Origin of the sequence: Acidocella sp., assembly GCF_013044125.1 — a bacterium.
Classification (GTDB): Bacteria; Pseudomonadota; Alphaproteobacteria; order Acetobacterales; family Acetobacteraceae; genus Acidocella.
In genome coordinates, this window is sequence record NZ_JABEVC010000220.1 from 32,663 (window position 1) to 47,854 (window position 15,192).

16 protein-coding genes are annotated in these 15,192 nt (G+C 64.1%); 7 read left to right on the plus strand and 9 right to left on the minus strand.

What is annotated here, in order from left to right:
* Positions 1 to 3: 3 nt before the first annotated feature.
* From HKL97_RS13320 to HKL97_RS13335, 4 genes are all read right to left on the minus strand, one after another.
* A complete protein-coding gene (locus HKL97_RS13320) occupies positions 4 to 1,017 on the minus strand; it encodes an alpha-ketoacid dehydrogenase subunit beta (protein WP_291426172.1) in 1,014 nt (337 codons plus the stop codon).
* Positions 1,018 to 1,028: 11 nt separating this feature from the next.
* Positions 1,029 to 1,997, minus strand: coding sequence for a thiamine pyrophosphate-dependent dehydrogenase E1 component subunit alpha (locus HKL97_RS13325; protein WP_291426174.1), 969 nt, complete (start codon positions 1,995 to 1,997; stop codon positions 1,029 to 1,031).
* 376 nt (positions 1,998 to 2,373) lie between these two features.
* Complete coding sequence (locus HKL97_RS13330) at positions 2,374 to 3,078, minus strand: GntR family transcriptional regulator (RefSeq protein ID WP_291426176.1); 705 nt, start codon at positions 3,076 to 3,078, stop codon at positions 2,374 to 2,376.
* Between the two features lie 152 nt (positions 3,079 to 3,230).
* On the minus strand, positions 3,231 to 4,613 hold the full coding sequence (locus HKL97_RS13335; RefSeq protein ID WP_291426179.1) for an aromatic ring-hydroxylating dioxygenase subunit alpha: 1,383 nt from the start codon (positions 4,611 to 4,613) through the stop codon (positions 3,231 to 3,233).
* 397 nt (positions 4,614 to 5,010) lie between these two features.
* Between HKL97_RS13335 and HKL97_RS13340 the strand changes: the two genes are divergently transcribed.
* From HKL97_RS13340 to HKL97_RS13365, 6 genes are all read left to right on the plus strand, one after another.
* Positions 5,011 to 6,186 (plus strand): aromatic ring-hydroxylating dioxygenase subunit alpha, encoded by a 1,176-nt coding sequence (locus tag HKL97_RS13340; RefSeq protein WP_291426181.1) that lies wholly within the window; start codon positions 5,011 to 5,013, stop codon positions 6,184 to 6,186.
* Positions 6,187 to 6,260: 74 nt separating this feature from the next.
* Positions 6,261 to 6,980: an SDR family NAD(P)-dependent oxidoreductase gene (locus tag HKL97_RS13345; RefSeq protein ID WP_291426183.1), complete on the plus strand. Its 720-nt coding sequence runs from the start codon at positions 6,261 to 6,263 to the stop codon at positions 6,978 to 6,980.
* 33 nt (positions 6,981 to 7,013) lie between these two features.
* Positions 7,014 to 7,763, plus strand: coding sequence for an SDR family NAD(P)-dependent oxidoreductase (locus HKL97_RS13350; protein WP_291426185.1), 750 nt, complete (start codon positions 7,014 to 7,016; stop codon positions 7,761 to 7,763).
* Between the two features lies 1 nt (position 7,764).
* A complete protein-coding gene (locus tag HKL97_RS13355; protein ID WP_291426187.1) occupies positions 7,765 to 8,520 on the plus strand; it encodes an SDR family NAD(P)-dependent oxidoreductase in 756 nt (251 codons plus the stop codon).
* A 12-nt stretch (positions 8,521 to 8,532) separates the two neighbouring features.
* Entirely contained in the window at positions 8,533 to 9,714 is a 1,182-nt protein-coding gene (locus HKL97_RS13360; protein WP_291426189.1) for an acyl-CoA dehydrogenase family protein, read from the plus strand.
* Positions 9,711 to 10,760: a phosphotransferase gene (locus tag HKL97_RS13365; protein WP_291426191.1), complete on the plus strand. Its 1,050-nt coding sequence runs from the start codon at positions 9,711 to 9,713 to the stop codon at positions 10,758 to 10,760. Before HKL97_RS13360 ends, HKL97_RS13365 begins: the two co-directional genes overlap by 4 nt.
* Positions 10,761 to 10,779: 19 nt before the next feature.
* Here the strand turns inward: HKL97_RS13365 and HKL97_RS13370 are convergent, their stop codons facing one another.
* Positions 10,780 to 11,520: an SDR family NAD(P)-dependent oxidoreductase gene (locus tag HKL97_RS13370; RefSeq protein ID WP_291426193.1), complete on the minus strand. Its 741-nt coding sequence runs from the start codon at positions 11,518 to 11,520 to the stop codon at positions 10,780 to 10,782.
* Between the two features lie 101 nt (positions 11,521 to 11,621).
* On the opposite strand from HKL97_RS13370, the gene HKL97_RS13375 reads away from it, so the two are divergent.
* The gene (locus HKL97_RS13375) at positions 11,622 to 12,218 is read left to right on the plus strand and encodes a TetR/AcrR family transcriptional regulator (RefSeq protein ID WP_291426195.1); all 597 of its coding nucleotides are present in this window, start codon (positions 11,622 to 11,624) and stop codon (positions 12,216 to 12,218) included.
* A gap of 53 nt (positions 12,219 to 12,271) precedes the next feature.
* Here HKL97_RS13375 and HKL97_RS13380 read toward each other — a convergent pair whose 3' ends face one another.
* The 4 genes from HKL97_RS13380 to HKL97_RS13395 are packed head-to-tail and all read right to left on the minus strand — an operon-like array spanning position 12,272 to position 15,188.
* The gene (locus HKL97_RS13380) at positions 12,272 to 13,045 is read right to left on the minus strand and encodes an enoyl-CoA hydratase-related protein (RefSeq protein WP_291426197.1); all 774 of its coding nucleotides are present in this window, start codon (positions 13,043 to 13,045) and stop codon (positions 12,272 to 12,274) included.
* A gap of 41 nt (positions 13,046 to 13,086) precedes the next feature.
* Entirely contained in the window at positions 13,087 to 13,875 is a 789-nt protein-coding gene (locus tag HKL97_RS13385; RefSeq protein WP_291426199.1) for an enoyl-CoA hydratase/isomerase family protein, read from the minus strand.
* On the minus strand, positions 13,872 to 14,651 hold the full coding sequence (locus tag HKL97_RS13390) for a ThuA domain-containing protein (protein WP_291426201.1): 780 nt from the start codon (positions 14,649 to 14,651) through the stop codon (positions 13,872 to 13,874). The genes HKL97_RS13385 and HKL97_RS13390 overlap by 4 nt, the downstream gene beginning before the upstream one ends.
* A complete protein-coding gene (locus tag HKL97_RS13395) occupies positions 14,652 to 15,188 on the minus strand; it encodes a VOC family protein (RefSeq protein WP_291426203.1) in 537 nt (178 codons plus the stop codon).
* Positions 15,189 to 15,192: the final 4 nt, after the last annotated feature.

Sequence of the window (15,192 nt, forward strand, 5' to 3'; positions counted from 1 at the left end):
CTCCTAGCGGCTGGCCATGGTGGCGCGCGCGGCCTGGACGATTTTTTCCGGCGACGGAATATAAAGGTTCTCAAGATCCGCCGCGAACGGTACCGGCGTATGCGGCGCGGTGACCTGGCGCACCGGCGCCTTGAGATAACCAAAGGCACGCTCTGCTACCATCGCGGCAACATCAGCGGCAAGCGAGCAGCGCGGCGGTGATTCGTCAACCACCACAAGCCGCCCGGTGGCGCGCACGCTCTCCAGGATCATATCCTCATCCAGCGGCGAGGTCGTGCGCGGATCGATCACATCGCAATGGATGCCCTCAGCCGCCAGCGTCTCCGCCGCCGCGCGCGCGAAGTTCACCATGCGGGCAAAGGCCACAATGGTCACATCATCGCCCGCGCGCACCAGCGCCGCCTCGCCGAAGGGCAGCGCATAAGGCTCATCAGGCACCTCGCAGGATTCGCCATAAAGCATCTTATGCTCAAGGAAGATCACCGGATCATCGTCGCGGATCGCGGCGATCATCAGCCCCTTGGCGTCATAGGCGTTCGAAGGGGTCACCACCTTGATTCCCGGAATCGCCGTAAAGAGGGGATAGAGCGTCTGGGAATGTTGCGCCGCCGCGCCCATACCGGCCCCCATGGTCATGCGGATGACCAGCGGCGCCTTCGCGTTCGGCCCGAACATGTAACGGAATTTCGCGGCCTGATTCAGAATCTGATCGAAACAGACGCCGACGAAATCAGCGAACATGATCTCCGCGACAGGACGCAGCCCCGCCAGCGCCGCGCCGTTGGCTGCGCCGATGATGGCGGATTCCGAAATCGGCGTGTCGATCACCCGCGCCTCGCCAAAACGCGGCAGCAGCCCCTTGGTGAGGCCAAACACACCACCCGCCGCCTCGCGCTGGCCAGACGTTCCGCCCGCCCCGCCGGAGACATCCTCCCCCAGCACGATCACCCGTGGATCGCGCGCCATCTCCTGGTGCAGCGCTTCATTGATAGCCTCTCGCATTGTCTTGACCGGCATTGACGATCTCCTCAGTAGCTGGCGTAAACGTTGGTCAGCAGTTCGGCCGGGGCATGCCCGCGCCCCGCTTTCGCCGCCGTCACTGAATGATCGACCAGCGCCCTGATTTCGATCTCGATTCCGTCCAGATCATCCACCGCCAGAAGCCCGGCCTGCGTCACGCGGCGGCGGAAATTTTGCAGGCAGTCGTTTCCGGCACGCAGCCGCTCCACCTCGCCCGGCGCGCGGTAGAGCATCGGGTCGCCCTCAAAATGCCCGTAATAACGTGTTGTTTGCGCGTAAACGGCCGTGGGTCCGCCGCCGTTGCGTGAAATTTCGAGCGCCTGGCGTACCGCGTCATGCACCGAGAAGAAATCAAATCCATCTGCTTCAAACACGGGAATTCCAAAACTACGGATGCGCTGCACCGGATCCTTCGCGCCGGTTGAGTAACTGCCGCCGGTGTGCTCCGAATAGCCATTCATTTCGAACACAAATACTTTTGGCACCTGGAGCACAACCGCAAGGTTCATCGCCTCGAACACCGTGCCCTGGTTGGCCGCGCCATCCCCGGTGAAAGAGGCGGCCACGGAACCATCGCCGCGCATCTTGCAGGCAATCGCCGCGCCAACCGCAATCGGCTGCCCGCCGCCGACGATGCCATTGGCGCCAAGCATGCCCTTGGTCACGTCCGCAATGTGCATCGAGCCGCCCTTGCCGTTGCAAAGTCCCTCGGCGCGGCCATAAATTTCCAGCATCATGGCCGGAATGTCGCAGCCCTTGGCAATGCAGTGGCCATGGCCGCGATGGGTGCTGATGATATAATCACGCTCGGTCAATTGTTCGCACAAACCCGCCGCAACCGCTTCCTGCCCGGCGTAAAGATGCAGAAATCCCGGGATTTCACCTTTGGGATTTTCGATGTGCAGACGCTCCTCGAACTCCCGGATCTTCACCATGCTGCGAAAAGCCTGGAGCAATTGTTCACGGCTTAGCTGCATGTGCATCCCGCCCCGCCGGCCACAACCAGCTGCTCGATTCTAGCTGTCATTCTGTTCGCTCCCTCACACGCGCCCGCATATTTGTTTTGGCGCAGGCGGTACTGTATCGTTAGCCACGTTTTAATATACAAAAATGTAGTTGTACATATATAAAAATGGCCAAGCTTTGTATGGGCGCAAAAAATCTGTGTGCAAACGGCCCAGATACACCCCGGCGGAACGGCATGCCGCCGCGGCCGGCGCGCAACCGGCCAAGCACAAGGTTTATCGGTACAAAAAGGGGTCCGGCGGATTTATCCGTGCCACGGGCAGGGGGTTACCCATATGGGCGGCATCTCCCCCGGCGCGCGGCGCCTGCAACGACTGGCTGAAAGCCTCAGGCCGCAGGTTTTGGCATGCGAACGGGCGAGGGCCGCATGGCGGCAACGGGCGAGGGCTCGGAGTGCAGCAGATACTCGGCGAGCACATCGCCATGGATGGTGGCGTGCTGGCGCAGCAACTCGTAGGCGAGATCACCGTCCTGGCGTTCGAACGCGCCCATCAGGGTGCAATGGTCGTGGTAATCCTGCTCGGCTTTTCCAGGATAGAACAGATGCGTGCGAAAATAACCGAGCAAGCGCAGACCGTAATTATGCGTTGTATCAAACATATAATTATTACGGGCGAGGCGCATGATGAACACATGAAAATCAGTGTTCATATCGGCATAGGCGTGAATATCGCCCTTGCCGAGCAGGGATTCCATCATTTTATGCATGGCGCGCAGTTCACGCAGATTATCAGGCGTCATGCGCCGCGCCGCGTATTTGCCGCAAATTCCTGAAAGTTCAGCCGTGAACTCGAACATCTGCACCATCTCGCGCAGCCCGAGGCTGGGCACGAAAGCGCCCTGGCGCGGCCGTTTTTCCAAAAGCCCATCCTGCACCATCTGCAGCACCGCCTCGCGCACCGGCGTGCGCGAAACTTCAAGCCGGGTGGCCACGCTATCCTCGTCAACCCGCGATCCCGGCGGCAGCTGGCCGCTGGCCATCTCGTTCTCAAGTATTTCACGGACTCGCTGGGCTTGGGTCTTGCGGCTCACGGCTGGTTGTCACTCCTGGGTTGGTCACGCGGTTCACAATCTGGCTACACCCCGCGCCCCCGCTTGTCATCGGTTTATTTCATACCTCCAAAAAAATACATATAACCCCGGTTTTTCCGGGATTATATGTAACTTGCGATATATTTAAGCGCTTAGCCAAGATACTTGTCCAGCGTCCGGGCGAAATGGCGCACGCGGCTTTCCTGATAATCCCCCAGCTCCAATTTGCGGTTCTTGGAGGCCTTCATGCCTTCCTGCACGAAAGGCAGGTTGAACATATCCTGGTCGAAAATAAACCCAAGCCGGCCAAGCTCGGGCGCATCGGCCCAGGCTTCATGCTCGCCCAGCAAGTGCATGGGCACGGCGCGCGCGGGTTTTTCTCCGGCCGGCGCGCGGCTGAGAATACGCACCTCCATCAGGCAACGCTCATGGTCCGGCCAGGGGCGCCAGCGATATACGATATTGAGCGAACGCCCGCCCCAGGGCGAGAAATTGGGGAATACGTTGTAGGTAAAGAGATCAACCATCTCCGTATCGGATACGCCGGAGAGATCATACCCCAGCTCCGTTCCGTAATGCTGGCGATTATATTCCGCCATGGCCTGCCGCGCGGTCTGGCCAGGCTTTACGATCACCCGCTCATAGCCTGACATCTTATCAAGCCCGGTGCGCTCGGCGGCGATATCTGCAATCTGCTGCTCGGTGAGCGTGCCCGCTGGAATATGCGGCGAATTGGTGATGTAGGGCGTCAGCGCGACATTCACGTTGTCGCCATAGATGTTATATTTGGTGTTGGCGTCGCCCAGATAATCCATCAACTGCGGGTGCGTCTCAATGGTATGCCACGCCTCCATGAAGGCCTCCGCCGTGGTCTTCCAGTTCGCATCAACAACTTTCGCAACCCAGATGGAGGTCCAGCATTGCTCCAGATGCCAATCCTTGAAATGCGCGGGCAGCGGCGCGAGATATTCCTCGATGCTTGGCCCCTCCTTGGCCTCGCGGATGAAAATGAACCCCTGCCAGCGCGCCACCGTGGCCTCCGGCAGCTGCATCTTCTCATCCGTCAGATGCGGAAAATCCCACCGGCACGGAATATCCTTCAGACTGCCGTCGATCTCCCAGGTAAAAGCGTGAAACGGACATTTGAAATCCGCCGCGCAGCCGTCCTCGGTGCGCAACTTGCGGCCCCGGTGCAGGCATACATTATAAAACGCCCGCACGCCGCCATCCTGCTGGCGCGTCACCAGATAAGAGCGCCCGGCGTTCTCATACACCACATAATCGCCGGGATCAGGCAGCTCTTCCTCGCGGGCGGCGAACTGCCACACCTGCGGCCACATCTTCTCGCACTCGGCGCGGAAAACATCCGGGCTGATATAACGCTCCACATCCAGCGGCTCGGAGCCGAGATAGACATAATCATCGCGTTTCAAAAACTCCGGCGCGCCGCGCGTGTCGCTGGCCATCAGGTCATCCCAGGAAATACCGGGGCAACGTGCCACCATGGGCGGCGGAGAAACGGTATCATCAGGCACGGGCGTTCCTTTCAATATTTTTTATGTTGCTTCAGATTACACATATAATAGAGTTTTGTATATAATTTTCAAATCAACTACCGAGATAATGCGCCCCCGCCTGCGCGAAATACCGGATTCGAACTCCCGGATCTCTCCCCAAACTCTATTTCGCAGATTTTGCCGGCCGCGCCCCAAGCTGCCCCTGCGTATCCCGCTCCAACAAACCGGCGGCAGGCTGGCCCGGATTCGCGATTTTCATCAACATGGGTCAAGATGTTTCTTCCGTTTTCGCCCCGGCGATGCCGCCGGCATTTTTATTTGACGATTTACACGCAGATAAATATAATACTAAAAGTCTTTTGTATACAAAAAATACGCCAACCACCGGCGCACAAAGGAAGGAACACCGTCCAAGATGAGCCTTATCCAAGCTTATGGGAACGCGGCGGAGGCAATGATCTCCTACGTTGACAACCACACCACCGATCTTGCCGATGGCGTGATGCCCGTGCCTGTGAAAAACTACACCGACCCCGAGATTTTCGAGCGGGAGCTCGACCTCATCTTCAAGCGGCTGCCGCTGCTTGCCGCGCTCACCATCGAGATGCCCAAGCCCGGCGATTTCAAGACGCTTACCATGGTCGGCAAGCCCGTGCTCCTCACCCGCGGGAAGGATGGCGTGGCGCGCGCGTTCCTGAATGTCTGCGCCCATCGCGGCAACAAGCTGGCTATGGAAAAATCCGGCAACTGCAGCCGTTTCTCCTGCGCCTACCATGCCTGGACCTATTCAAACGACGGGCGGCTGCTCGGCATCGCCGAGCGCGCCAAATTCGGCGAGGTTGATGCCAGCACCCTCAACCTTACCGCCCTGCCCTGCCAGGAAGCGGCCGGGCTCATCTTCGTGGCCCTCACCCCTGGGGTGGAGATGGACATGACCTCCTTCCTGGGCGGCATGCTCGAGGATCTCGAAGGGCAGAAGTTCAAGGATTGGTATTACGTCGGGTCCAAGGAGATCCACGGCGCCAACTGGAAGATCGCCTACGACGGCTATCTGGAGGGGTATCACTTCTCCGCCGCCCACCCCAAGACCATCGCGCCCCGCTCCTACACCAACATCATGCATTTTGATGTTTTCGGCCCCCATATGCGCGTCGGCTACCCGACCTTCAGCATCGGCAAGCTGAAGGATCTGCCGCGCGAGGAATGGGGTCAACATGAAAACGACGGTTATGATTTCGTGCGCACGCTCTTCCCCAATGTGTCTATTTTCGTGGCGCCGGAGCTGACGCAGATCGCCCAACTCCTGCCCGGCCCCACCGCCGGCGAGAATCGGACGGTGCTGCATTATCTGGCCAAGATTCCGCCAAAGAACGAGGAAGAAGAAGCGCGCCTGCAGAGCTTCAGCCAGTTCATCTGCGATGTGGTGAACGAGGAAGATTACATGCTGGGCTTGAGAGTGCAGGAGGGCCTGGCCTCCGGCGCGCTCGAGCATGTCGTGTTCGGCCGCAACGAGCGCGGCAATCAGGTGTTCCATAAATGGGTCGACTACTACCTCGCCAACAACCCCGCCGCGCCGCGCCCCAACCCTTAAGGCGGCCGCACCCGGCCCGGCGCGCCATCCGCGCATATTCAATCAAGCAAGCAAAACAAAAAAGGATTTTCATAATGGGGAGACTTGACGGCAAGGTGGCGCTCATCACTGGCGCGGCCGGCGGCATCGGCGCCGCCACGGCGAAGCTCTTCGCCAGCCAGGGCGCACAGCTCGTTCTGGCGGATGTAGCCCCCCTCGCCGCCGCGCCCGGCGTCCTCACACTCCAGCTTGATGTGACCGATGAGGCAGGCTGGAGCACGGCGGTGGAGCAGGCCATCAAGCGTTTCGGGCGGTTGGATGTGCTGGTGAACAACGCCGGGATATTCAAAATGGCGCCGCTGGAGGAAACCAGCGTCGCCATGTTCGAGCAGACCGTGCGCATCAATCAGCTCGGCGTGTTTCTGGGCATGCGCGCGGCCGCGCCGGTGATGAAGGCGCAAGGTGCGGGCAGCATCATCAACATCTCCTCGGTCGGCGGGCTGCTCGGTTCGCCCAACAACATCGCCTATTCCGGCACCAAATGGGCGGTGCGCGGCATGACCAAATGCGCCGCCACCGAGCTGGCCCCCTTCAAGGTGCGGGTCAACTCCATCCATCCCGGCGGGGTGGATACGCCCATGCTCACCGCCCAGATCCAGGGCGCGGCGCTGGCGGGCGTTGCCGCCGGCACGCCGCTCGGCCGTCTTGCCACGGCCGATGACGTCGCCGCCATGGCGCTGTTCCTCGCCTCGGATGACAGCAGCTATTCAACAGGCTCGGAGTTTGTTTGCGACGGCGGTATGTCCATGGCCTGAACGGCCCAATATAAAATGAAAATGGGGGGATGAATGACGATGCTGACTGGAAAAGTGGCGCTGGTGACCGGCTCGGGCGCGGGAATTGGCCGGGCCATCGCGGAGAGCTACGCGCGCGAGGGCGCCCGGCTGGTGATCTCGGATGTGAATGCGGCCCTGGGCGCCGGGACCGTGGCGGCAATCGAGGCTGCAGGCGGACAGGCCGTGTTCGTGAAGGCTGACGTCGCGGAAGCGGCGGGGCATGTGGCGCTGGTCGCCGCGGCGCATCAGCATTTCGGCGCGCTGCACATCGCCTGCAACAATGCCGGCATCGCCGGGGGCGGGCGCGCGCTCACCGAGACCACCGATGAAGACTGGGGCCGCGTCATCGCGGTCAACCTCACCGGCGTGTTCCTCGGCATGCGCGCACAGATCCCCGCCATCGCGGCCGCCGGGGGCGGGGCCATCGTCAACATCGCCAGCGTCCTCGGCAGCGTCGCCATCCCCAATTCCGCCCCTTATGTCGCCTCCAAACATGGCTGCGTCGGGCTCACCCGCGCCGCGGCGCTTGAAGCCGCCGGGCAGAAGGTGCGCGTGAATGCCGTCGGGCCGGGTTTCATCGCCACCCCCATGGCGGCCTCGCTCGATCAGGCGAGCATTGACGCCATCGCCGCCAAGCACGCCCTGGGGCGCTGGGGCACCGCGCAGGAGATCGCCGAAGTGGCGCTGTGGCTCGCCTCCGATAAGGCAAGTTTCGTCACCGGCGCCTATTACACCGCCGACGGCGGCTACTCGGCGCAATAGCGTGAGCACCCTCTTCGGCCTCACCGGCAAAACAGTGCTGGTAACCGGCGCCTCCTCGGGGCTTGGCGCGCATTTCGCCACCGTTCTGGCCAAGGCGGGGGCCAGCCTCATCCTGGCGGCGCGGCGCCAGGGCGCGCTGGAGGAGACCGCCGAAGCCGCGCGCCGCCTTGGCGCCACGGTCACCGCCCTCCCGGTGGATGTCACCTCCTCAGCCTCGGTGGCGGCACTCGCCCCGGCCATCGCGCAGGTGGACGTGCTGATCAACAACGCCGGCATCGTGCGCAGCGCCCCCGCTCTGGCCCAAACCGAAGAGGACTGGGACACGGTGATCGACACCAACCTCAAAGGCATGTTCCTCCTCGCGCAGGCAGCGGCGCGGGCGATGAAGGCGCATGGGCGCGGGGGAGCCATCGTCAACATCGCCTCCATCCTGGGGTTGCGCCAGGCGGGCGGTGTGGCGCCCTATGCCATCTCCAAGGCAGGCGTGGTGCAGATGACCAAAACCCTCGCCCTGGAGCTGGCGCGCTACAATATCCGCGTGAACGCCCTGGCGCCGGGCTACCTGGACACCGCGCTCAACCGCGAATTCTGGGAAACCGAAACCGGCCAGGCGCTGATTAAGCGCATTCCCGCGCGCCGCCTCGGCCAACTCGCGGAGCTTGACGGGCCGCTGCTGCTACTCGCCTCCGAGGCGTCGGCCTATATGAGCGGCGCGGTGCTCGCCGTCGATGGCGGACACCTCGTCAACACGTTGTAAGGAGTTAATCGGATGTCCAACCCAGACCCCGAACTGGCCGCCCGGCTGACGCGCGATGTCGAGCGCTTCGTGCGCGAGGTGGTGATCCCCTATGAGACAGACCCGCGCCGCGGCCCGCACGGCCCGCTCGATTCACTGGTGCTGGAACTGCGCGAGAAAGCCCGCGCGGCCGGGGTGCTCACCCCGCACATCCGCCCCGGCGGCGCGCATCTCACCCAGCGTGAAACCGCCGCCATCCTCAAAAAATCCGGCCTCTCGCCGCTTGGCCCGCTGGCGTGCAACACCGCGGCCCCCGATGAAGGCAACATGTTCCTCATGGGCCGCGTGGCCAGCGCCGCGCAAAAGGCGGAATTCCTGCAGCCCGTCGTCGAGGGGCGGGCGCGCTCAGCCTTCCTGATGACCGAACCCGCCGCCGAGGGCGGCGCCGGCTCCGACCCCTCGATGCTCAAAACCCACGCGGTGCGCGCGGGCGATGAATGGGTCATCAACGGCCGCAAGGCTTTCATCACCGGGTTTGACGGCGCGCATACCGGCATCGTGATGGCCCGCACGCGCGACGGCGAGCGCCCGGCCGCCACCATGTTCCTCGTCAGGCTCCCGCACCCGGCCATCCGCATCGAGCGCATCCTGAACACCATCGACAGCTCCATGCCCGGCGGCCATGCGGTGCTCGACATCGAAAATCTGCGCGTCCCGGCCGCCAATGTTCTGGGCGAGGTGGACGAGGGCTTCAAATACGCCCAGGTCCGCCTCTCGCCCGCGCGGCTTTCGCATTGCATGCGCTGGTGGGGCACCGCCGCGCGCGCGCAGGAGATCGCCAGCCAATACGCCTGCACGCGCGAGGCCTTCGGCAAAAAACTCATTGAGCATGAGGGCGTGGGCTTCATGCTGGCGGAAAACCTCATCGCGCTGAAGCAGGCGGAGCTGATGATCGACTGGTGCGCCGATGTGCTCGATACTGGCGAATCCGGCACGGTGGAGAGCTCCATGACCAAGGTTGCGGTCTCCGAACTACTCTTTGCCATCGCCGATCGCTGCGTCCAGGTGATGGGCGGCACCGGCGTCACCGGGGATACGATCGTCGAGCAGGTATTCCGTGAAATCCGCGCGTTCCGGATTTATGACGGTCCGACCGAGGTGCATAAATGGTCTCTCGCGCGCAAAATCCGCCGCGACCACGCGAAGCAGCCATGAGCGGGACTGAAAACGAGGGGACCACCGCGGTCCGCCCCGGCTTCGGCTTCGATGAAGCTCGTCTGGCCGGGTGGATGGAAGCGCATGTCGAAGGGTTTTCCGGGCCGCTCAGCGTACGCCAGTTCAGGGGCGGGCAGTCCAACCCCACCTACCAGCTCGTCACACCCGGGCGGCGCTATGTGCTGCGCCGCAAGCCGCCGGGGCAGTTGCTCAAGGGCGCCCACGCGGTGGAGCGCGAGGCGCGGGTGCTGAGCGCGCTCTCCGGCTCCGGCCTGCCGGTGCCCCGCGTCTTTGGCCTCTGCACCGATGAGAGCGTGCTCGGCACCTGGTTTTTCATCATGGAGATGGTGGAAGGGCGGATCTTCTGGGACGCGACCTTCCCCGATGTCGCGCGCGCATCCCGCCCCGCCTATTTCGCCGCGATGAACGGCGCCATCGCCGCGCTCCACAAGGCTGATTACACGGCGCTCGGTCTGGGTGATTTCGGCCGCACGGGGAATTATTTCTCCCGCCAGATCGAACGCTGGGCCGGGCAGTATGAGGCAGACCATGAGGCCGGGCGCGACGCCAACATGGACCGGCTGATCAGCTGGCTGCGCGCCCATATCCCCGCTGACGACACCACCAGCCTGGTCCATGGCGATTTCCGGTGCGACAACATGATCTTCCACCCCACCGAGCCGCGCGTGCTCGCCGTGCTGGACTGGGAGCTCTCAACCCTCGGCCACCCGCTGGCTGATTTCGCCTATCACGCCATGATGTACCGCATGCCGCCGCATATCGTGGCGGGGCTGAAGGGCGCGGATCTCGCCGCGCTCAACATTCCCGCCGAGGCAGACTACATCGCCGCCTATTGCGCCAATACCGGGCGCGCGAGCATCCCGGATTACAAATTCTACGCGGCGTTCTCGTTCTTTCGCATCGCGGCGATCTTTCACGGGGTGAAGGGGCGCGTGCTGCGCGGCACGGCGGCCTCTGCGCAGGCGCTGGAGCGGGTGCAGGTGCTGCCCGAGCTGATGGCCCTGGCCGGGGCGCAGGCGGCCTGAGCCGCCTGCGCCGCCTGCCTCACGGGGCCAGAAACCCGCCATCGACCGCCAGCAGCGCGCCGCTGACATAGGCGGCCTCATCCCCCGCCAGCCAGAACACCGCCTTGGCGATATCCTCTGGCATGCCCAGCCGGCCCAGCGGCACATCGCCCACGATCGCCGGCGGCCAGGCATCCCCCGCCGCCGCGCGCAGCATCGGCGTGTCGATCGGCCCCGGCGCGATCGCGTTCACGCGGATATTGCTGGAACCATTCTCCAGCGCGGCCGCGCGCGTCAATGCGACCACGGCCGATTTGCTGGCGGCATAAAACGCCGCCCCCGGATAGACGACCCGCACCCCCTGCACCGAGGCGATGTTGACAATCGCCCCCCGGCCCGCCGCGCGCATCGCCAGCAGCGCATGCTTCATGCCGAACACCACGCCCTTCACATTCACCCCCAGCACGGCATCCAGCGCCTCGGCGCTCTGCTCATGGATCGGCACCCACGGCCCGAGGATGGCGGCATTGTTGACCATGACATCCAACCGGCCAAAACGCTGTTTCGCGGTTTCCACCAGCGCGGCCACATCGGCCTCCTGCGCGACATTGGCCCGCTGCGCAATCGCGCGCCCGCCCGCCGCCTCAATCGCGGCCACGGTCTGCGCCAGCCCGGCCTCGTTCAAATCCGCCACCAGAACCCTATCCCCGGCTTTTGCAAAAGCCTCGGCAATGGCCCGGCCCATGCCGCCGCCAGCTCCCGTTACGATGACACCACGCATGATATTTTCAATCCTTTCCTGTTGAATGCAACACGATTACAATTCAGGCAAAGCCCCGCCCCAGCGTGCGCCCGCCAGAACCATCAGGCCCGGAGACACAGATGCCCGCCATAGTCGACCATGATGAGCGCCGCCGCGAGGTGACAGAGGCCGCCTTCCGGCTGATCGCGAAAGGCGGTCTGGCGGCGCTCACCGTGCGCGCCGCCGCCGATGAGGTTGGCTATTCGACCGCCGTGGTCAGCCATTACTTCGAGAACAAGCGCCAACTCCTGATCCAGACCTACGAGCTGAGCGCCGAGGGCGCCGCCGCGCGGTTTTTCGCCGCGCGCGAGGCCGGAGCGGATCTGGCCGGCTGCCTCGCCGTGTTGCTGCCGCTCGATGCAGCGCGCGCGGATGACTGGAACGTCTGGTTCTGCTTCTGGGGCGAGGCGGTGGCCGACCCGGAGCTCGGCATGCGCCAGCGCGCGCGGGTGAGCGACACCATCGGTTTCATCGGCGCGCTGCTGCGCCGCGACCGGCCCCACCTGCGCACCGCCGATGAGGCCATGATCGAGCACCTGGCCAGCCGGATTCTCTCCGTCTTGCTCGGCGTGGCCGTGCAGGCGCTGTTCTCCCCCGCGCTCTGGCCACCCGCCCGCCAGCTTCAGATCATTGCCGACGAACTGGCCAGTCTCGATCATCATGGCGCCTCATTGTAGCCTGTCATAAGCCTGGCGCCCGGGCCCAGCCCGCAAAGCGCGCCGCCGCACGCTCACGCGCCGTGCCACTGCGGGGCGCGCTTCTCTACAAAGGCGGCCATGCCTTCCACCTTGTCCTGCGTGGCGCAAAGCCCGTTGAACAACCGGCGCTCAAACAGCAGCCCGTGCGCCAGCCCGGTCTCAAACGCGGCGTTCACCATTTCCTTGTTGGCCATCGCGGCCAGCGGCGCCATCGCGGCGATCGCCTGCGCCTGCGCCAGCGCCTCCTCCAGCAGCCGCGCCGCCGGCACGACCTGCGCCACTAGCGAGGCCCGCTCCGCCTCCTCGGCATTCATCATGCGCCCGGTGAGGCACATCTGCATCGCCTTCGCCTTGCCGACCGCCCGCGTCAACCGTTGCGAGCCACCCATGCCCGGTGCAACCCCCAGCTTGATCTCTGGCTGGCCAAACTTCGCGGTGTCAGCGGCAATAATGTAATCAGCCATCATCGCCAGCTCGCAACCGCCGCCCAGCGCGAACCCGCCCACCGCCGCGATCCAGGGTTTGCGCGCGGCGCTCACCCGCTCGAATCCGGCAAAAAAATTCTCGCCGTACATGGCCGAGAAGCCCTTGGGCTGCATCTCCTTGATATCCGCCCCGGCGGCAAACGCCTTCTCGGAACCGGTGAGCACCAGGCAGCGCTGGCTCTCATCGGCATCATAGGCGGCAAACGCGGCGATCAGCTCACGCAGCACCTGGCTGTTCAACGCATTCAGCGCGTTAGGGCGGTTCAACCGCAGCAGGGTCACCGCGCCATGCGTCTCGGCAAGCAAAGTCTCGTAGGTCACATCACACCCTTTCAAAAACAAACACATCCCCGCGCCGCGGCTCAGCCCCCGGCCGGAAAATCCGGCTTGCGCCTGGCCAGAAACGCGGCAATCCCCTCGCGCGCCTCGGCGTCATTGCCACTCTGCGCAATGGCGCGCGCCTCGGCGTCAAGCTGGGCGGGCAAGGTGGCGGCAAAACTCTCAAGCAACAGGGCGCGCGTGCGCCCCCAGGCGCGCACCGCCCCGCCCGCCACCCGCGCGGCCATCTCGTCCGCCTCGGCCTGCAACGTCTCATCGGGGTAAAGCCGGGTGATCATCCCCTCGGCCAGCGCCTGCTCAGCATTCAGGCGAAGCCCCAGCAGCAACATCTCCTGCGCGCGGCGCAACCCCACCAGCCTGGGCAACAGCCAGCTCGCCCCGCCATCGGGCGAGAGGCCAATGCCGCCATAGGCCGGCGCGAACACAGCACTTTGCCCCGCCAACACCAGATCGCCCGCCAGCGCCAGGCTGAATCCCGCCCCCGCCGCCGGCCCGTTCACCGCCGTGATCAGGGGCTTCTCCATCCGCGCGAAAATCGCCATCGCGGCGTGCAAATCGGCGGTCAAAGCCCGGGTGAGCGCGCCCAAATTCTCAAGCTGCGAGGAAAACGCCCCGATATCCCCGCCCGCGCAAAACATCCGCCCGCCCGCGCCCAGCACCACGCAGCGTATCGCCAGGTCCTCGGCGCACACAATCGCCGCCTCGCGCAGCGCCCTGGCCATGGCGGGGTCTATGGCATTTCCAGCCTCGGGGCGGTTCAGCGTCAGCCTCGCCACAGCGCCCGCGCGCGTCAGCAGAACCGGATCCGTCATGCCGCATCCCCCAGCAGCCAGGCCAGCCCGTTGCCGAGCAGGCGCCGCAGCCCCTCATTGGCGTAGGCCTCGGCTGAATCACCGCATTGGATGTAGAGGATCGGGCTGTTGCGCTCGCGCCGCGTCCAGGCGATCAGATGACTCCCCGGCGGATGCGTCCACCCCTCGCGGCTATGGAACGCGCCGCGCATCGCCGCCGCCGCGGACCAGAAATTCTCCGCGGCAAACACATGGTCACTGGCCAGCAGAGGAACGATGCTGTCATCGAACACCTCGAACAGATAAAGCTCGTCGGTAATCTCAAACCCCTGTTCCAGCCCCTCCAGCACGGGGTGGCGCGCCAGCGGGCGCACATGATGCCTCACCGCATGGCGATAACCGGAATCCGGGCGCAACCGCCCCCGGACCTCACCCGGCTGGTAGAGAAACCGCCCGCCGATAATCTCGCCATAACGCGGCCAGGCGGGCCATCCGGCGATGGCGTGGTGCAAAAACAGCAGCGGCTTGCCCGCCGCGAGCAGCGCCTCTACATGCGCCCGATACGCAGCGCCCGGCGGTTCAAAAACCGGCGGCTCAGGAACCCGGAAGTCAATTCCAGGCATGTCGTAGAACAGCACGGTATCGAAACGGGTCACGAAATCCGGCGCCAGGGCCGCCTCCACCGCCGGATGCTCAACCAGCGTGAACTCATGCCCGCCAGGCAGCGCCGCCAGCATCTGCGAAAATGCATTGCGGTCATAAGGATGGCCTTTGACCGGCACCAGAATCGCGGCCATTCAGCCAAGCCTCCGCACCGGGCCGGTGCCATCCCAGTCCACTGACAGACTCTTAATCCGGGCAAACAAATCCAGCACCGCCTGGGTTGGCTGCAACACCTCCACCACCGAGCCCGGCCCGCCGCCCGTCTCGGCATAAATCACCTCGGCGCCGCCAGGCAGAAACGCTTCCTGCACCACGGTGCCTCCGGCATCGGCGATGATCCGCCGCGCCCCGGGCATGTCACTGGTGACCAGGCACACATGGTGCAGCCCCTCGCGCCCCTCATCGCGCCACGCCTTGTAGATCGAGGGCGCATCGTCATGCTGCACGATGATCTCGATCTGCAAATCGCCCCAATAGCCGATATACGCGCTGAAATCGATCGCCGCCGGCGCGCCCTTATAGGTTGCGGCATCCATCTGGAGATGCTCCAGCGCCACGAATGGCCCCGCGCCCATGGTCTGCGTCCAATATGTCAGCGCCGCGTCCACATCCCCCGGAACAAAAGCCAGCTGCATGGCGCCGCCAATCCCGCCAATCAGATTTTCGCGCATCCAT